At 40.3% G+C, this 19,388-nt stretch carries 18 protein-coding genes; all 18 read left to right on the top strand.

The genetic code is table 11. From position 1 onward, the window contains the following. The first annotated feature begins 25 nt into the window (after nt 1-25). Nucleotides 26-1,753, top strand: coding sequence for an acetolactate synthase 3 large subunit (locus BS636_RS03005; protein ID WP_099337448.1), 1,728 nt, complete (start codon nt 26-28; stop codon nt 1,751-1,753). After that, nucleotides 1,750-2,241 carry an acetolactate synthase small subunit gene (gene ilvN, locus BS636_RS03000; protein WP_004813125.1) on the top strand — a complete coding sequence of 164 codons (492 nt, stop codon included), beginning with the start codon at nt 1,750-1,752 and terminating at the stop codon, nt 2,239-2,241. Before BS636_RS03005 ends, ilvN begins: the two co-directional genes overlap by 4 nt. A gap of 104 nt (nt 2,242-2,345) precedes the next feature. Then, the gene (gene ilvC, locus BS636_RS02995; RefSeq protein WP_099337447.1) at nt 2,346-3,362 is read left to right on the top strand and encodes a ketol-acid reductoisomerase; all 1,017 of its coding nucleotides are present in this window, start codon (nt 2,346-2,348) and stop codon (nt 3,360-3,362) included. A gap of 1,490 nt (nt 3,363-4,852) precedes the next feature. Next, nucleotides 4,853-5,365, top strand: coding sequence for a hypothetical protein (locus BS636_RS02990; protein WP_099337446.1), 513 nt, complete (start codon nt 4,853-4,855; stop codon nt 5,363-5,365). A gap of 111 nt (nt 5,366-5,476) precedes the next feature. Beyond that, the gene (locus tag BS636_RS02985; RefSeq protein WP_099337445.1) at nt 5,477-6,175 is read left to right on the top strand and encodes a molecular chaperone; all 699 of its coding nucleotides are present in this window, start codon (nt 5,477-5,479) and stop codon (nt 6,173-6,175) included. Between the two features lie 41 nt (nt 6,176-6,216). After that, a complete protein-coding gene (locus BS636_RS02980) occupies nt 6,217-8,550 on the top strand; it encodes a fimbria/pilus outer membrane usher protein (RefSeq protein WP_099337444.1) in 2,334 nt (777 codons plus the stop codon). A 10-nt stretch (nt 8,551-8,560) separates the two neighbouring features. After that, complete coding sequence (locus BS636_RS02975) at nt 8,561-8,971, top strand: hypothetical protein (protein ID WP_099337443.1); 411 nt, start codon at nt 8,561-8,563, stop codon at nt 8,969-8,971. Between the two features lie 70 nt (nt 8,972-9,041). Further along, nucleotides 9,042-9,593: a phosphatase PAP2 family protein gene (locus tag BS636_RS02970; RefSeq protein ID WP_099337442.1), complete on the top strand. Its 552-nt coding sequence runs from the start codon at nt 9,042-9,044 to the stop codon at nt 9,591-9,593. A gap of 88 nt (nt 9,594-9,681) precedes the next feature. Continuing rightward, nucleotides 9,682-9,882, top strand: coding sequence for a Fe-S cluster assembly protein IscX (iscX, locus tag BS636_RS02965; protein WP_005232138.1), 201 nt, complete (start codon nt 9,682-9,684; stop codon nt 9,880-9,882). A 109-nt stretch (nt 9,883-9,991) separates the two neighbouring features. Then, nucleotides 9,992-10,423 (top strand): nucleoside-diphosphate kinase, encoded by a 432-nt coding sequence (gene ndk, locus BS636_RS02960; protein ID WP_004782097.1) that lies wholly within the window; start codon nt 9,992-9,994, stop codon nt 10,421-10,423. Nucleotides 10,424-10,544: 121 nt separating this feature from the next. After that, nucleotides 10,545-11,780 (top strand): 23S rRNA (adenine(2503)-C(2))-methyltransferase RlmN, encoded by a 1,236-nt coding sequence (gene rlmN / locus BS636_RS02955; RefSeq protein ID WP_099337441.1) that lies wholly within the window; start codon nt 10,545-10,547, stop codon nt 11,778-11,780. Nucleotides 11,781-11,803: 23 nt separating this feature from the next. Then, nucleotides 11,804-12,595, top strand: coding sequence for a type IV pilus biogenesis/stability protein PilW (gene pilW / locus BS636_RS02950; RefSeq protein WP_213064231.1), 792 nt, complete (start codon nt 11,804-11,806; stop codon nt 12,593-12,595). Continuing rightward, the gene (locus BS636_RS02945; protein WP_099337439.1) at nt 12,586-13,377 is read left to right on the top strand and encodes a helix-turn-helix domain-containing protein; all 792 of its coding nucleotides are present in this window, start codon (nt 12,586-12,588) and stop codon (nt 13,375-13,377) included. The genes pilW and BS636_RS02945 overlap by 10 nt, the downstream gene beginning before the upstream one ends. Nucleotides 13,378-13,400: 23 nt before the next feature. Then, nucleotides 13,401-14,522 (top strand): flavodoxin-dependent (E)-4-hydroxy-3-methylbut-2-enyl-diphosphate synthase, encoded by a 1,122-nt coding sequence (ispG, locus tag BS636_RS02940; RefSeq protein ID WP_099337438.1) that lies wholly within the window; start codon nt 13,401-13,403, stop codon nt 14,520-14,522. Nucleotides 14,523-14,525: 3 nt separating this feature from the next. Further along, nucleotides 14,526-15,821: a histidine--tRNA ligase gene (gene hisS / locus BS636_RS02935; RefSeq protein WP_099337437.1), complete on the top strand. Its 1,296-nt coding sequence runs from the start codon at nt 14,526-14,528 to the stop codon at nt 15,819-15,821. A gap of 30 nt (nt 15,822-15,851) precedes the next feature. Then, on the top strand, nt 15,852-16,550 hold the full coding sequence (locus tag BS636_RS02930) for a YfgM family protein (RefSeq protein WP_099337436.1): 699 nt from the start codon (nt 15,852-15,854) through the stop codon (nt 16,548-16,550). Then, nucleotides 16,547-17,695: an outer membrane protein assembly factor BamB gene (bamB, locus tag BS636_RS02925; protein ID WP_099337435.1), complete on the top strand. Its 1,149-nt coding sequence runs from the start codon at nt 16,547-16,549 to the stop codon at nt 17,693-17,695. The genes BS636_RS02930 and bamB overlap by 4 nt, the downstream gene beginning before the upstream one ends. A 176-nt stretch (nt 17,696-17,871) precedes the next feature. After that, on the top strand, nt 17,872-19,284 hold the full coding sequence (gene der / locus BS636_RS02920) for a ribosome biogenesis GTPase Der (RefSeq protein WP_099337434.1): 1,413 nt from the start codon (nt 17,872-17,874) through the stop codon (nt 19,282-19,284). Nucleotides 19,285-19,388 lie beyond the last annotated feature (104 nt).

Here is a 19,388-nt window from a genome sequence, read left to right as displayed (position 1 = left end):
GTGAATAATATTAGGGTGAATCACGTTGGAACTTTTATCTGGTGGTGAAATGCTCGTTCGCGCATTAGCGGATGAAGGCGTTGAACATGTTTTTGGATATCCAGGCGGCGCAGTTCTACATATCTACGACGCGCTATTTCAACAAGACAAAATTAATCATTACCTCGTACGTCACGAACAAGCTGCCGGCCATATGGCAGATGCATACTCGCGTGTAACAGGTAAAACTGGTGTGGTGCTTGTCACTTCAGGTCCGGGCGCAACCAATACTGTAACGCCAATTGCAACAGCTTATATGGACTCCATTCCTATGGTGATCCTGTCTGGTCAGGTTGCAAGCCACTTAATCGGTGAAGATGCGTTCCAGGAAACAGACATGGTTGGTATTTCCCGTCCGATTGTGAAGCATAGCTTCCAGGTTCGTCATGCCAGCGAAATTCCTGCAATTATCAAAAAAGCATTCTATATCGCATCGAGCGGCCGTCCAGGTCCAGTGGTTGTAGATATTCCGAAAGATGCGACTAACCCAGCAGAGAAATTTGCATACGAATATCCTGAAAAAGTGAAGATGCGTTCGTATCAACCACCATATCGTGGTCACTCAGGTCAAATCCGTAAAGCGATTGATGAACTGATTCATGCGAAACGCCCAGTGATTTACTCAGGCGGTGGTGTGGTTCAGGGTAATGCTTCAGCACAATTGACTGAGCTTGCGCATCTATTGGGCTTCCCAGTTACAAATACTTTGATGGGCTTAGGCGCATTCCCAGGCGATGATGATCAATTCATCGGCATGTTGGGTATGCACGGTACTTACGAAGCCAACATGACCATGCACAATGCAGACGTAATTCTGTGTGTAGGTGCGCGTTTCGATGACCGTGTAACCAATAACCCTGCGAAATTCTGTCCAAATGCCAAAGTCATTCACATTGACATTGACCCGGCAACGATTTCTAAAACCATCATGGCGCACATTCCAATCGTGGGTGCAGTAGAACCTGTACTGAACGAAATGCTGAACCAGTTGAAGCAAATGAATGTGTCCAAGCCAAATCCTGAAGCGATTGCGGCATGGTGGAAACAGATCAATGAATGGCGTCAGGTTCACGGCTTGAAGTTCGATATTCCAACTGATGGTTCAATGAAACCTCAGCAAGTGGTACGTGCTTTAGACAAAGTGACCAATGGTGAAGCGATCATTACCTCTGACGTTGGTCAGCACCAGATGTTCGGTGCAATGCATTACAAATACAAACGTCCTCGTCAATGGATTAACTCTGGTGGTCTAGGGACTATGGGTGTTGGTCTACCATATGCGATGGCTGCAAAACTTGCATTCCCAGATCAGCAAGTAGTGTGTATCACTGGTGAAGCATCAATCCAGATGTGTATCCAGGAACTTTCGACTTGTAAGCAATACGGCTTGAACGTAAAAATCTTGTGCTTGAACAACCGTGCCTTGGGTATGGTGAAACAGTGGCAGGATATGAACTACGAAGGTCGCCATTCAAGTTCTTATGTAGAGTCATTGCCTGACTTTGCGAAATTGATGGAAGCTTATGGTCACGTGGGTATTCAGATTGACCATGCTGATGAGCTTGAATCGAAGCTTGAAGAAGCGATGGCAATCAATGATAAGTGCGTATTCATTAACGTCATGGTTGATCGTACGGAACACGTTTATCCGATGTTGATTGCAGGTCAATCAATGCAAGATATGTGGTTGGCAAAAGGGGAGCGCACAGCATGAGACATATCATCTCTGTACTTGTTGAAAACGAAGCAGGCGCGCTTTCTCGTTTAGTGGGTTTATTCTCACAACGTGGCTACAACATTGAAACATTGAACGTTGCGCCAACTGAAGATCCAACACTTTCTCGTTTGACATTGACCACTTATGGTGATGATCACAAGATCGAGCAAATCACTAAACAGCTGAACAAGCTGGTTGAAGTGGTAAAAGTGGTTGATCTTTCAGAAGGTGCGCACATCGAACGTGAACTGATGCTGATTAAAGTTAAAGCACTCGGTTCATCACGTGATGAAATCAAACGTACTGCCGATATTTTCCGTGGTCAGATTGTCGATGTAACACCAACGACATATACCATTCAAATCGCGGGAACCACTGAAAAAGTGGATGCGTTTATCGATGCACTTGCAGAACATACTATTTTAGAAGTAGTTCGCTCAGGTGTTTCAGGTATCGCACGTGGCGAAAAAGTACTGACGATCTAATTTTAAAGTATTTCCTCATCCTAAAAAGAAGGGGGTATCAGGCAGTGTAAATAAAAAATCACTGCCTGATTAAACAGACAAACAAGCATTAAGCGGAGACAGCAATGCAAATTTTTTACGATAAAGACTGCGACTTATCTATCATCCAATCTAAGAAAGTAGCGATCATTGGTTATGGTTCACAAGGTCATGCGCATGCGCTTAACCTTAAAGATTCTGGTGTAGACGTAACTGTTGGTCTTCGCGCGAATTCTACTTCTTGGAAAAAAGCTGAAAACGCTGGTCTTAAAGTTGCTGAAGTTCCTGCTGCTGTAGCACAAGCTGACCTTGTAATGATCTTGACTCCAGATGAGTTCCAATCTCAGCTTTACCGTGACGTGATCGAGCCAAACATTAAAGAAGGCGCGACTTTAGCATTTGCTCACGGTTTCTCTGTTCTTTATAACCAAGTTGTTCCACGTAAAGATCTTGACGTAATCATGGTTGCGCCTAAAGCACCTGGTCATACAGTACGTTCTGAATATCAACGTGGTTCAGGTGTACCTGATTTAATTGCGATCCACCAAGATGCTTCTGGTAATGCACGTAACGTTGCGCTTTCTTACGCTTCAGGCGTAGGTGGCGGCCGTACTGGTATCATCGAAACTTCATTCCGTGAAGAAACTGAAACTGACTTGTTTGGTGAGCAAGCGGTTCTTTGTGGCGGTGCGGTTGAACTGGTTAAAATGGGCTTCGAAACTCTGGTTGAAGCTGGTTATGCGCCTGAAATGGCTTACTTCGAATGTCTGCACGAACTTAAATTGATCGTTGACTTAATGTTCGAAGGCGGTATCGCGGACATGAACTACTCAGTATCTAACAATGCTGAATATGGTGAATACGTAACTGGCGTTGAAGTAATTAACGAACAGTCTCGTGAAGCAATGCGTAATGCGCTTAAACGTATTCAATCTGGTGAATACGCGAAGATGTTCATTCAAGAAGGTGCATTAAACTACCCATCTATGACTGCTCGTCGTCGTCAAAACGCTGCTCACGGTATCGAAGTAACTGGTGCTAAATTACGTGCGATGATGCCTTGGATTCAAGCAAACAAAATCGTTGATAAAGAGAAAAACTAATCTCTTATTCAACTGACTGAATACGGAAAACCCACTCAATTTGAGTGGGTTTTTTACATTGGAAACTTTGTGCCTCAAAAATGGTAAAGCAATACTTTTTATTCCTTGTGCTTCATTCAAAGCAATGCTTTGAATTTGCTCATACCTTGGATTCAAGCAAACAAAATCGTTGATTAAGAAAAGAACTAAGTTCTAATTTCTAAGTCAAAAAGCCCTTGTTTTTAACAGGGGAGCTTTTTAGGCGTTATAAAAGCAGTTGACTTGGTAGGGGGATTGCTTCAAAGAAAAGGAAAGCAGGCTTTCTTTCCTTGTGCTTCACTTAAAACAGTATTTTGAGTCTTCTCATACTTTAGATCTAAGTAAAAAAATTAGTCTCTCGAATCATTTCATTTGATAGTACGTACCTCAAAAATGGTAAAGCAGTGCTTTTCATTCCTTGCGCCTCATTCAAAGCAGTGCTATGAATTCGCTCATGCCTTGGATTCAAGCGAACAAAATCGTTGATGTAGAGAGAAATTAATTTCTTATTCACCTGACCAAGATATAAGAATAAGGATTATTTACATACATAAGTTATTTTAAGGGAATTAATGTTTTATTCTTCTTTAAGTAATTTAAAGTTTTGATTTTAAATTTAATATTTTTTATTAAAGCAGTATATAGAGCTTAATTGATATAGTTAAAATATTAAAAATAGAGTAGAGGGTGGAGATTTTTTTATTCTATTTATATTTAGTTTGGTATTTATAGCTCACTATATGGCATATGTAGATAATATAATAGATATAAATTATTTGTTAAATATAGATTATTAAGTTAAATAATATATCATTTTAAAAAGGAGCTAAATTATTAATAGGTGTGATATTGATTGTGTAAAAGTGAAATAAAATTTAAAGTTTAAAAAAAAGATAAGGTAAAAGAAATAAAAGTAATCAATTTTGATACAAACATTAAAAGAATGAAAAATAATATATTAAGTTATTGTTTTTAAATTAATTAATTTAATTATTAGTTTTTTATTTTTGAGAAGCAGAATGCAAATTAATGAAAAATAATAAAAATAAAAGGTTTGATAATTTTATTTTAAAATATTAGATTTTAAATTGTAAGTTTTTGTAAATTTTCTTGAGAAGATTTTTTTATTTCTATTTAAAATTAATTTTTATAAAACAATAACTTGTTTTATGGATTTTAAAAAAAAGTTAATTTAATTGAATATTAATTTATGTCATTTTAAGGGAGTGGTTGCTTTATTAAGTAATGTAATCCAATTAAAGTATTAAAATACAATGTAATATAGTGTTTGTGTGTGTTTGTTAAATAAAAATACAATGTATTGTGAATAGTGTCACGTTTATATGTTTTGAAACTAAAAATAATAAGATAAGCCTACGGTTAGGTGGCTGCACTCATAATAATAAAGAGTTTTGCATTAACCGTTCTTCGAAATAAATATTTATATTCTTTTTAAAAGAATGGAGAAAAATATGAATAAAATAATTTTTGCAGCATTAGCATCTTTAGTGGTTGGCTTAGGATCAGCAAGTGTTTATGCAGGCGATGATCATGGAAAAGGACCAAACAAACCACATAAACCAGGTAAAAGTAGTTGTGGTGATAAATGTGATGGTAAAATCAAAATTCTTTTAGATGTGCCGCGTCATTGTGACTTGGATATTCTTGATGAAACTCTAACTCTTACAGAGCGGAACGGTAATTGGACGGATACCGGTTCTTTCACTGTGCGGACTAATGCTCCTTATCGCTTAGATATTTCTGCACCAAGAAATTTAACTGGTCCAGCTGGTGCGAGAGTGCCAGTAGATGTTACTACACGACAAGCAGGAGCTAGAGGTGAGGTTCGTGGCAATACAACATTCGCAAGCACTCGTAATGCTGATCAAAGATTTAATGTAACTGCAACAGTCTCAGGTACTAATTATGCTGAAGCAGATGCTGGTCTTTACTCAGGTATATATACAGTAGCAGTTCGATTCTAAAAAAAGAAAAATTACTTTTAAATAATAATTGAATAATTAGGAGATGTGTTAAGCATCTCCTACTTTAATATTTAAAAATTAATAATTAAATCTAATATTTTGGAGTTTATAATGAATAAAAAAATAATAGGATTTCTGATAGTATTTCTATGTAGTATGTCACTGTCTGCAGGAATTAAGTTTAATCCTATTCAATTAAATATACAGAATTTTAAAAAACAAAAAAGTACTACAGTAAATATTGAAAGCACCGGGTTGTCATCTTCTAAAATTTTTGAAATTAATGCATTTAAATGGCAGCAGGATGAATCAGGAAACGATATCCTAGTCGAAGATAATACACTTTTATTCAATCCAAAAATATTTGAGCTTAAACCGGAAAGTAAACAAATAGTACGTATTGGTTTTAGCCAACCACCTATTAATTTGAATCAACAACAAGCATGGAGAGTCGTTTTTAAAGAAATTACCCCGATCAAGGATAAATCTACGATTAATTTTTTATTTAATTTTTCTTTACCACTCTTTGCTGGAACAGTAACTCCCCCTAAATTAAATGTTGATTTACAAAAAACTAATAACTTAACTTATCTGAATATAAAAAACACTGCAAATTCTTTTGCAAAAATAACTGAAGTAATTGTTTTGGATGATAAAAATAATGAATTATTGCGACAAGATGTTGCTCTTTATGTGTTAAGTGGGAATAAGGTTAAATTTGAATTGAGGGAAATGAAAACAGGTAATGCAGTAAAACTAAAAATCAAGTTAGATGAGGCTGGATATATAGAGTTTCCTGTGAAAAGTTAATGAGTTGATCCAATAATAAAAAGTAGTAAAAGGATAGTGCTATGAAAGCCACAAAACTTCTTTTAGTGATCGCATGTGGTATAGGGGTAACAAATACAAATGCGGAAGCTGTCCAAGAACCCGTTCAGACAGAAAAGTCTGAACAACTTATTGTCAATATTTGGATCAATGGAGTGGATTATAATACTGAAACAATTACTTTTTCTGAGGGGGAAAATAGATTTGTTGAATGTGAAGCCTTACACGACATTGGGATTCGTATTGAGAAAATCCCAAGACACTCAGCGAAAAATAGTTTTTGCCTATTAACTCAGCCAAATATTCAAATAGAAGATGATTATAGTCTTCAAGCAATTAAAGTTTTTTTACCCGCAGATTACTTTGAAGGAACCGATTACGAACTATCGATAGAAAGTCCAGAAAAAGCAAATTTTGGAGGCTTTATTAATTATAGTTTGTTTTATGGTAAGGACGAGGAGCATCAAGAATTTAATACTTTCTCAGAATTAGGAATATTTAACGATTATTGGCTATTTAAAAATGCTTTTCTTTACCGGAATGATCCAGAAGAGGTAGAGCAGCAACTTTTACGTGTTAATAGTACCTTGGATGTAGATTTCCCTAAAAATTTCTTAAAACTAACCTTAGGGGATACGACTAGCTCATATAGTTTACTGAATAATTCTTTTCGTTTTGGCGGCTTAAGTTTTGGAACAAATTATATAGAACGGCCAGATTTTGTTTATTGGAATATTCCCGCCTTGAATGGTAGCGCTAGTCTACCATCTACTGTCGATCTTTTTATTAATGGTGTCAGGCTATATCGAGATTCTGTGACACCAGGTAATTATAATTTACCAGGTGGAGCGATTGTTAATCAGGCTGGTAATGCTCAGATTGTAGTAGAGGATATTTTAGGAAATCGTACTGTACGGAGTTTTCCAGTTTATATTAACAGCCGATTATTAAAGCCAAAACTCAATGAATATAACTTATCAGTAGGAAAATTACGTTATAACTATGATGTGGCGGATGATGATTATCGAGATTTCTTTGGTAAATTTTATTTTCGTCGAGGGATGACAGCATCTACAACTTTAGGAACAGACCTACTTTATAATGAAAATGTGAGTAATGTAGATTTATTATGGACGCAAGGGATCAGTAAATATTTCCTTTTAGATACAGCTGTCTCAGCTAGTCAGTCAAAAGAAATCAATGAACAGGGGTATGCAGCGGCAATTGGTATCAGCCGTGATTCCAAAAATTGGGCTTTCGGTTTAAATGGACGATATTTTACTGAAAAGTATGAATACTTAGACTCTGATACATATGAGTCAAATATTGAGTCTTCAAATATTTTATATTTTAACCTTACTAATCTGAAAATTATTGATGGTTTAGGTTTTAATTATATTTTTCAATCTTATTATAACAATGAAGATGGTACGCTTAGGGAAGATCGTAAACTTTTAGATGTCCGCGCGACCAAGAGCTTAACAAGAAATTTATTTACAGACTTTGGCTATTATAAAGATTTTGGTCAAGATGGAGATCAAGGCTTTAATATTGCTTTTTATTATAATTGGGGAGAAAAAGGGCGGGTTTCTTTAGATCATGACACTGCTGATAATGAAACCAGTTTAAGTTATGCGCATCGAACTATGACACAAAATGGTTTTGATTACGTAGTTGGAGTAAATCATCGAGATGAAGAATTTAATTATAATGCTTATGGTTTATGGAAAACGAGTATAGGTAATCTACAACTTTCCCATGATGAATTTGAAGATCGTCGATATTCTCAAGCATCATTTGAGGGTGCATTGGTATGGTTAGGTAGTAAAGTTTCTTTAACGAAATATGCAGATAATGCATTTGTATTAGTGAATGCTGATAAGCATCCTGATCTTGATATTTATCGTTCTGGTACACGGGCTGGAAGTACAAATAATAAGGGATATATGTTTGTACATAATATTATTCCTTATATTCATTATGATATTTCTTTTGATCACAATCAGCTTGCGATGGATGAAACTTTTGATCGTTCTTCTAAGGAAATAGTGGGATTGGATCAACGTGGATATCGACTGGATTTCCCTATTCATAAAACTAAACGTATTGCACTTAGACTTAAAGATATACAGCAAAACAATCTTGTTGCGGGATCTGAAGTATTTATAGAAGGACTTAGTGAAGAGCCTTCTTATGTAGACAGTCAAGGTCTAGTTTATTTGTATTTATTTAAACCGGGTATATATAACCTGAAAGTTAAAACTCAAGGAGGACAATACTGCCAAGGGCAATTTAACCTCAATAATACTCAGTTCCAGAATGCTAGCAGCCAGGTTCTAGAAGCTATATGTAAGTAGGAGTAAAACAATGAAAAAGTTATTTTTCTTTTTATCTATACTGAGCATGAGTTCGTTAGCCACTGCACAATACTGCTCAATTGATGGTTTTAGTAATGGAGAGCTACGCTTACAAAATTATCAGCGTAGTCAGGCAGCAACATCCTTTAATATTTCATGTGATAAGAGTTATTCCATACTATTTAATAGCCGAAATTTAATGAGTGCAGATGGTATGAGTTTTGTATCTAATGGACCTGAAAGACTTCGGACTAAATTACATTTAAGTGGAGCAAATAATAATCTGTGGGGCGTGCCTCTTAATCAAGGTGCTGCGCAACGTCAAAAATATATTATTGCAGTGCAATTGATTGATAACCCTTTAAGTGGTGTTCCAGCAGGTACGTATACTGACCAGATTTCAGTCGATATTAATTTCTAAATTTGATCTGAAATAATTTATTAGCTAAGAAAAGATAAAATGAACTAAAAATAATACAGGAAGCCAAACGGTGAAATTCCATCATGCAAAACAAAAATTAATGGAGATGGATTTAAATGGTTGCATGGTGCTGAATCATCTCTCACATTCCGGGCGAGTGGCTATTTTCTTTAAAATAATTAGTCGGCTTGGGAATGGTATCTTTTGGTATGTCATGATTATAGTTGCCTGGTTACTACAAGGTTTATTATATAGCCTGCAAATGTTGTATTTAATAGTGGGAAGTACAATGGGTACGGTAATTTACAAGGTACTAAAAACTAAAACTGTACGTCCTCGACCCTATCAGGTACATCAACTTATTCGTTTAGGAGATGATCCTTTAGATTATTATAGTTTTCCGTCAGGACATACCTTACATGCGGTTATGGCAACAACAATGTTAGGCTATGCTGTTCCCGCGTTACTGATTTTGATGCTGCCTTTTACTTTATTGGTCGCGATCTCCCGAATGGTTTTAGGCTTGCATTATCCGAGTGATGTAGCGGTAGGGGCCATATTGGGTGCGCTGGTAGCCACCATGATTGTATTTACGGCACCTTTTTTTAATATCATGTTGTAAAAAATCACGAGATGATCCGGCAAAGACTCGCAGAATTTTGCAGATTTGCTAAAGTACTACATCACAGTAAATAGGCTTAGGAATAGACATGGGTTTACGTTGGACAGATACCCTCGATATCGCGATTGAATTGTATGAAGCGCATCCAGACGTGGATCCGCAATGGGTTCGCTTTACCGACCTGCATGCCTGGGTATGTGCACTTCCTGATTTTGAAGACGATCCAACCAAATCAACCGAAGGGCTTCTGGAAGCCATTCAAATGGCATGGATTGACGAAGCACGTTAATTGCCAATTGAAAAAAGCAATTTTTTTACAGTTTAAAGGCAGAAAAAAGTCCATTATTCGGTATAATGCGGCAAATTTTCATGTCAACAATTGACTTAAGGAGCCAATCATGGCTATTGAACGTACATTATCTATCGTAAAACCAGACGCAGTTGCTAAAAACCACATCGGTGACATCTTTGCTCGTTTCGAAAAAGCAGGTCTTAAAATCGTTGCGACTAAAATGAAACACCTGACTCAAGCTGAAGCTGAAGGCTTCTACGCTGAGCACAAAGAACGTGGTTTCTTCGGTGACCTAGTTGCATTCATGACTTCTGGTCCAGTTGTTGTTTCAGTTCTTGAAGGCGAAAACGCTGTTCTTGCTCACCGTGACATCCTTGGCGCGACTAACCCTAAAGAAGCTGCTCCTGGTACAATCCGTGCAGACTTCGCTGTAAGCATCGACGAAAATGCTGCTCACGGCTCTGACTCTGTAGCATCTGCTGACCGCGAAATTAACTACTTCTTCGCGCAAACTGAGATTGCTCCACGTACTCGTTAATACGCAGTATTCAAACCAGATAAGTGTTATTATACTTATCTGGTTTTTTTATTCTCTGAATAATTCTTTGCTCAGATATTGAGCTTCTCCTTTCATCTTTAGACATGGTTTAGGTATACACATGAGTACTGAAGTGGTCGCTACATCAGCAGTTTCTGATGCACAGCAACAATCTCCGTCCACTCCTGCACAGCAAAATTCTGTGGAAAAAGTGAACTTACTAGGCATGTCACGTCCGCAAATGGAAAAATTCTTCGAAGATATGGGCGAGAAGAAGTTCCGTGCCGGTCAGGTGATGAAATGGATTCATCAGTATTTTGTGACTGATTTTGCCGAGATGACCAATATCTCAGGCAAGCTGCGTGAAAAACTGGAAAAGATTTGTGAAATTAAAGCGCCAGAAGTGGTGCATAAAAACTATTCCAAAGACGGTACCCGCAAATGGGTGTTCCGTGTCGGTGATGGTGATGGCTCTCTGGTTGAAACTGTCCTGATTCCGGCAGAAGATAAAACTGGTTCACGTAAGACCCTGTGTATTTCTTCACAAGTAGGCTGTGCCCTGGACTGTTCATTCTGTTCAACCGGTAAACAAGGTTTCCAACGTGATCTAAACCAAGCTGAAATTATCGGTCAGCTCTGGATGGCGAACTATTCCTACATGGAAGATGTGCCAGTAGCTGAGCGTGAGCGTTCAGTAACCAACGTGGTAATGATGGGGATGGGCGAACCACTGCTCAACTATGATGCCGTATTGAACTCAATGCGCATCATGCTAGATGATTTTGCTTATGGGATGTCTAAACGCCGTGTAACTTTATCGACTTCAGGCGTGGTACCGAAGATTGATCAATTAGCTCAAGATATTGATGTGGCTTTGGCGATTTCTCTACATGCGCCAAATGACGAGTTACGTAATGAGCTTGTGCCAATCAATAAAAAATATCCATTAGAGCAGTTGATTGCGGCATGTCAGCGTTATATCACCAAAGATGGTAATGAAAGTGTACGTAAGCATGTGACCATTGAATATGTAATGCTGGATGGTGTGAACGACAAGCCGGAACATGCACAGCAGATGATCAAATTGCTGAAGAATCTTCCGAGCAAAATTAATCTGATTCCATTTAACCCGTTCCCGCATGCGCCATATGGTCGTTCAAGCCGTAACCGCATTATTTCTTTCCAAAAAACTTTGTCTGATGCCGGTTTTGTGTGTACGATTCGTCAGACACGTGGTGATGACATCGATGCAGCGTGTGGACAATTAGTGGGGCAAGTTGCGGACCGTACTCGCCGTGCTGAACAATGGAAGAAGAAAATTGCACAATCCAATGAGATTATGCGCTCACAAGGATAAGAAGAGGTCGCCAATTGAGAAATATGACATCTAAAATTGCTTTTATTTCAATAGTGTGTGTTTCTATAGCCCTATCTGCCTGTCAAACGGCAGAATTCGGTAAAAAGGATCCTAAGAAAGCGACTCAGGTGCGTACCCAATTGGCGGTTGAATATCTGAAAACAGGTGATCTGGATTCAGCCAAGCGTGCGCTGGATCAGGCACTTGAAAGTAATTCACGTGATGCCCAGGCTAATATGCTGATGGGCGTATTGCTGCAACAGGAAGGCAGTAAGGCTAATTTAGATAAAGCTGAAGGCTATTTTAAAAAAGCGATTTCCGCTGAACCTAAAAATGCACAGGCACGTAACAATTACGGCACCTATTTATATCAACTTGAACGTTATAATGACGCGATTGAACAATTTGCAATTGCAGGTTCTACGCTGGGCTATGATCAGCGTTACCGTGCGCTTGAAAATATGGGGCGGATCTATCTGAAACAGGGTGATCTGACAAATGCTGAAAAATCATTCAAACAAGCCCTGCAAGCCAATCGCGATTCTTATGTTTCAATGTTAGAGTTGACAGAGATTTTTTATCTGAATCAGAAGTTCCCAGCAGCGTCGAATATGTATCAACAATTTGTACGTTCAGTGGGGCAGAAAAACCAAGGTGCTCGTGCGCTTTGGATCGGCATTCGTACTGCGCGTGCCGAGGGTGATCAAATGGATATGCAAGTATTGGTGAATCAATTACGCGCATTATTCCCTGAAAGCCCGGAATACCAACGTTATTTGCAATTACAGTACAGTACTGAGGCCGTATGGAAGTAAATCCTAATTCACCATCGAATAATTCGAGCGTAGCGCCAAACGCGTTAGGAAATGTTCAACGTCCAGGTGAGTACTTGCGCCAGATTCGGATCAATCAGAAACTTGAGCTGGAAGATGTCGAGAGTGAGCTGAATATTCCAGTCAAAACTTTGACTGCGCTGGAACAGGACGATTATAAAGCTTTGCCAGAAGCGACCTTTATCAAGGGTTATTATCGTACTTATGCGAAGTTCCTGGGCGTTGATGCATCGAATATCATTCAGCGTTTTGATGAAATTTATGCCAATGATACTGGTCTGCTGCCAAATCATGCCCTGAATAATTCCCCAATCAAGATTATGGGTAAATTGCCAGGGTCTAATCGTGACCGTAATCGTAAATGGTTGAAGCGCGGTTTAATCGCATTAGTGGTATTAGTCGTTTTAGGCTTATTGGTTGCGATGATTCAGAACTGGTCAAGCAATAGTAGCTCTGAAGCAGAACCAGAAGTAATGACTGAAGCATCAGACGTTGAAATTATTAATATGGATTCCAACGCAGCTGTCTCAGGTGATCAGCTAAAACTTGAATTTAGCCGTCCTACTTCAGTTCATATTGTGGATTCAACAGATAAAGTGCTGGCCACTGGTCGTCAATCATCAACATTAGAGTTAAATGGTGAAACGCCATTCCAGATCCGTCTTGATGATGCAACCGCCGTCACTTTGACCCTGAATAACGAAAATATTTCATTGTCACCATATACGGTTAACGGAAAAGCAGAATTCCGTTTATCACGTTAATGGCAAGAGAGTAGAAGCAAACCATGATTGTGAATCCGATTCAACGTCGTCCAACTCGTAAAATTCGTGTTGGTTCTGTTTATGTCGGTGGTGATGCGCCTATCAGCATCCAGAGTATGACAAATACCGAAACTTGCGATGTCGCAGCAACAGTTGCACAAATCCAGCGTTGTGTAGATGCCGGTGCTGACATCATGCGTGTTTCTGTACCGAGTATGGAAGCAGCAGCAGCGTTCGGTGAAATCCGTAAGCAGGTGAGTGTGCCTTTAGTTGCGGATATTCACTTCGACTATAAGATTGCCTTGGCAGTTGCTGATCTGGGCGCAGACTGTCTGCGTATTAACCCGGGTAATATCGGTTCAGAAGCCAAAATTCGTGAGGTGGTGGCAGCTGCACGCCATAACGATATTTCCATGCGTATCGGTGTGAATGCCGGTTCACTGGAAAAAGATATCCAGAAGAAATATGGTGAGCCTACTGGCGAGGCACTGCTTGAGTCAGCAATGCGTCATATCGATATTTTAGACCGCCTAGATTTCCATGAATTTAAAGTGTCGGTGAAAGCATCAAATGTTTTCCTGACTATGGATGCTTATCGTCTTTTATCGAAACAGATTGATAATCCATTACACTTAGGTGTGACTGAAGCTGGTATTTATCGTACGGGTTCGGTGAAATCAGCGATTGCTTTGGGTGGCCTGCTGATGGAAGGTATTGGTGACACCATGCGTATTTCGCTGGCAGCTGAGCCTGAAGAAGAAGTGAAGATCGGTTTTGATATTCTGAAATCACTCGGTCTGCGTTCTAATGGGATTAACTTCATTGCCTGCCCAAGCTGTTCACGTCAGGAATTTAATGTGATTAAAGTGATGCAGTCTTTAGAGGAGCGCCTGGAAGATATCCGTACGCCAATGGATGTATCTGTGATTGGCTGTAAAGTGAATGGTCCGGGTGAAGCCAAAGAAGCGGACATTGGTGTTGTAGGTGCAAGTCCACGTTCACTGGTGTATCGTAATGGCGAAAAGAGTCACTTAATTGATACCAATCAACTCGTTGACGAAATCGAAGCTATGGTTCGTCAACGTGTTATTGAGCTTGAAGAAGCTAAATCTAAAGAAATTATTCGTACAAGTTTTCCTGAGTAAATCATGAGTTCAATCGTCGCAATCAAAGGTTTTAATGACATTCTCCCAACGCAAACCCCAGCTTGGAGACGTCTTGAACAGCATCTATCAGGTCTAATGGATGCCTATGGTTATCAACAAATTCGTTTGCCAATCGTTGAACAGACCAATCTGTTCAAACGTTCGATCGGTGATGCAACGGATATCGTTGAAAAAGAAATGTACACATTCCTGGACAAAGGTAATCCACCTGAGTCTTTGACCCTACGTCCTGAAGGCACGGCGGGTTGTGTACGTGCCATGCTTGAACATAACCTACTACGTGGTGCAACGCCGAAAGTGTGGTATATCGGGCCAATGTTCCGTTATGAAAAACCACAGAAAGGTCGTTATCGTCAGTTCCACCAGTTTGGCGTGGAAACTTTTGGTGTGGCTACGCCAGATCAAGATGCTGAACTGATTCTGATGACTGCACGTCTATGGAAACGTATGGGTGTTGCCGATAAGGTTCAACTTGAGCTGAACACACTCGGTGAATCTGAAGAGCGAGCAAATTACCGTGCGGCATTGGTAGATTTTCTGCAAGCGCATAAAGCTGATCTGGATGAAGATTCTCAACGTCGTTTGACCACGAATCCACTGCGTATTCTGGATTCTAAAGATGCCAAAACTCAAAGTATCCTAGAAAATGCGCCAAAACTTCATGATTTTATGGGTGAAGACACACTGGCGCACTTTAACCAGTTGCAGCAATACCTGACTGATGCAGGCGTGAGCTTTGTCATTAATCAGAAACTGGTGCGTGGTCTGGATTATTACAACAAAACTGTATTTGAATGGACGACCACCCACTTGGGTTCACAAGGTACGGTATGTGCCGGCGGCCGTTACGATGGCTTGGTTGGTCAGCTAAAAGGTAAAGCCGAGCAGTCTGTACCTGCGGTTGGTTTTGCAATGGGTATGGAGCGTTTACTGCTTCTACTTGAGCAAGTAGAAGACAATACGCCAGTACGTGATTGTGAAGTGTTCCTGGTGGCAGATCCTGCTTCTCAAGGTAAGGCACTGGTGCTGGCTGAACAGATCCGTGACCAGTTAGAAGCTGCAGGCAGCACAATTCGTCTGAAAGTGGGCTCACAAGGTTCAATGAAATCGCAAATGAAAAAGGCAGACCAGTCTGGTGCGATCTATGCTGCGATCATCGGTGAGCGCGAACTTGAAGCACAGACTTTTACCGTAAAAGAGCTGGCAACGGCAGAGCAATCGGATGTGCCATTTGCTGATTTTGTGGCATTCTTTACAGCTAAAATTTCTTCAAAATAATCAATAAGACATTAGGAACGGGGTAATCACATGAGCGCAATTGATGGTGATGATCAACTTGAAAGTTTGAAATCCTTCACGAAGAAGTATGGTTCTTCAATCATTACCGGGATTCTGGTTGCGCTGATTGCCTTTTTCGGATGGGAATATTGGCAGAAGAAAAACCTGGCGGAGTCGCAAAAGCAAACCGCCAAGGTACAGCAGTTAATGGATGATGCGCGTTCTACACAGGGCGACGCATTTGCTAAACTGTCTGATACTGCGGATAAGATTGTCAAAGAAGCCCCGGATTCAGCGCAAGCGATTCAGACTCAGCTGGTGATGGCAAAGCTGGCGTATGACAAAGAAGATTATGCGGCAGCTGAACGTGCACTGAAGAAAGTCGAAAACTCTAAGGTGGATGATGCGGGTCTGGTGCAGGTGGTTAAATTGCGTCTGGCTTATGCTCAGCTGGCACAGAAAAAATATGATGCAGCACTGAAAACTTTGGAAGCGGTCACTGAACCTGCTTTTAAAGCAACTGCAGATGAAGCACGTGGTGATATCTATGTTGCCAAAAATGATATTGAAAATGCCAAGAAAGTGTATCAAAGTGCATGGGATGCTTTGGTAGAACGCAAAGAAGAACGTCAGATTTTACAAATTAAACTAGAAAGTGTTGGCGTATTGGTCGATGATCCTGAAATTGAACGCCCGATTATAGATACACAAGTGGAAGAAACTGAATGAATAGAAAATACAAACTCACCTGTGCCTTAACAGTCTTAACCCTTGCCCTGGCGGGTTGTGCGGGTAAAACTATTAAAGTGGAAGAAGCCAAGCCAAATCCACTACCGAAACTTGCACAGGCAAAATCACTGGTTTCTGTATTTTCTAACAGTGTTTCTTCTACAGATGAAGCAGATCCATTACGTTTACGTCTTGATGTAGACAATGGTGTTGTTTTTGCCATCAATCCAAATGGTGAAATTTCTGCTTATCAAGGCAAGCAACGTCTATGGCAGAAAAAAATCACTAAGGAAGGCCTAAGCGCAGGTGTTGAAGCAGCTTCTGGTTTGGTGATTGCTGGGAATACCAAAGGTCAACTGTTTGCTTTAGATCAGCAGACGGGTGAACAACGTTGGGCAGCGCAATTGTCGGGTGCTATTATTGCACCATCTTTAGTGCATGCAGACCGTGTGATTACTGTGGCAAATGACGGTATGGTCTTTGCTCATGAAGTCAGCACTGGTAAACAAGTGTGGACTTATAAGCTACCTAATGTACAATTCAGCCTCCGTGGTATGGCAGCGCCAGTCGCACTTGACCCACGTCATGTGTTGATTTCTTCGGCGAATGGTTATATTTATGCCCTAGATGCAGTGACTGGTGTGCCAAAAATGCAGCGCCGTGTAGCCGTGTCTGATGGCCGTTCTGACATCCAACGTTTGAATGATATTGATGGTGAACCAGTCGTAGCTGGTCAGTTTGTAGTAACCACAAGCTATCAAGGTCAGGTGACTGTACTGGATCTGGCTTCACAACAGGTGATCTGGAGTGAAGATGCTAGTAGTATCCAACGTCCAGAAGTGGTCGGTAATGGTGTCTTTGTTGCCCAGACTGATGGTAAAATCACCGCGTATGAAATTACCTCTGGCCAGAAACTCTGGGAAAATGACCAGCTGTTAAACCGTCAGCTGAGCAACCCGGTAATGCTGGGTGGTGATCTGGTCGTCGGTGACCTGGATGGTGTATTACACCTAATTGATCCATCAACTGGACAGATTATTGGTCGTTCTAAAACTTCTGGTGAAGTTCGCACACTGCGTGTGATCGACAACCAGCTCTATGTATCGACACGTAAAGGTGCTTACAGTATCTGGCAGAATCGTTAATTTTTCTGTGGCTTATGCTAAAATAAGCCAACCGTATTTTTTGCGCGGGGTGATTGAATGTTCAATGCCCCGTGTTTTTATTTATTTTAGGCTTTAATCCTATTCCCATTTTCTTCCAAAACTTTCTGATGTTCAGGCCATTTTTAGACAGCCTGATATTGAATAAAGGTTAATCTATGAAACCCGTAATTGCGCTCATTGGTCGTCCGAACGTCGGAAAATCAACTCTGTTTAACCAGATAACCAAGAGCCGTGATGCATTGGTGGCAGACTTTGCAGGTCTGACACGCGACCGTAAATATGGCGATGCAGTATTCCAAAACAAATCTTTCATTGTGGTTGATACCGGCGGTATTGGCGAAAATGAAGGTGGCATTGACTCCTACATGGCAGAACAGTCAAAAACTGCGATCAATGAAGCCGATATTATTATCTTCGTGGTGGATGCCCGTGCTGGCCTTTTAGCATCTGATGAGCAGATTGCTCGTGAACTGCGTACTTTAGGTAAAAAAGTCTTCCTTGTTGCGAATAAGGTTGATGGTGTGCATGCGGAAGCCGCGCTGGTCGAGTTCTATAAACTCGGTATGGGCGAACCAATGCAAGTGGCTGCAAGCCATGGCCGTGGTGTACAACAAATGCTTGAGGACGTTTTACAAGACGTGCCTGAAGATGAGTCTCAAGAAGAACACGATAAAAACACCGGTTTACGTTTAGCGATTATTGGTCGTCCAAACGTGGGTAAATCGACACTGGTTAACCGCTTATTGGGTGAAGACCGTGTCGTGGCATTTGACCAACCAGGTACAACACGTGACTCAATTTATATTCCATTTGAGCGCGATGGCCGTCAATACACTTTGATCGACACTGCAGGTGTACGTCGTAAAGGTAAAGTGGATGAAATGATTGAGAAGTTCTCAATCGTGAAAACTTTACAGGCGATGAAAGACGCGCATGTGGTTGTGGTGGTTGTTGATGCACGTGAAGGTATTGTAGAGCAAGACTTGCACTTGATCGGTTATGCGATTGAAGCAGGTCGTGCCATGGTGATTGCGATCAATAAATGGGACAACATGTCCGAGTATGATCGTAAACAGTGTAAGCTAGATGTGGAACGTCGTTTTGACTTTATTCCATGGGCGAAAATCCACTTGATCTCTGCATTGCATGGTACAGGCGTCGGTGAGCTTTATCCTTCAATTCACCGTGCTTATGATTCTTCGCACCTGAAAGTATCTCCGGCAAAAATTACTCAGATTTTGCAAGATGCCACTGAGGCGCATCAGCCGCCAATGGTTCAAGGTCGTCGTATCAAGATGCGTTATGCGCATATTGGCGGTCAAAACCCACCTACGATTGTGATTCATGGTAACAAGGTAGATAAGACACCTGCGGACTACCGTCGCTACCTGGAAAATGTGTTCCGTAAAGTTTATAAACTTGAAGGTACGCCAGTAAAAATCGAATTTAAGACCTCTGAGAATCCGTTCGAAGGTCGTAAGTCGCAAATTGATGAACGTACTGCGGCACGTAAACGTCGTTATGTTCAGAAATTCAAGAAAGCCGAGAAAAAATTCAAACGCGGTTAAGTTGTATTTGAATGAAATAAAAAAGCCTGCATATGCAGGCTTTTTTGTGGCTATATAATTTTGCTGATTGAGAGCATAGTCAAAGCGATAGCAACTCTTTTACA

Source organism: Acinetobacter sp. LoGeW2-3 (assembly GCF_002688565.1).
GTDB lineage: Bacteria > Pseudomonadota > Gammaproteobacteria > Pseudomonadales > Moraxellaceae > Acinetobacter.
The sequence above is the reverse complement of the archived record's forward strand: the minus strand, read 5'-3'. Positions and strand labels throughout refer to the sequence as shown.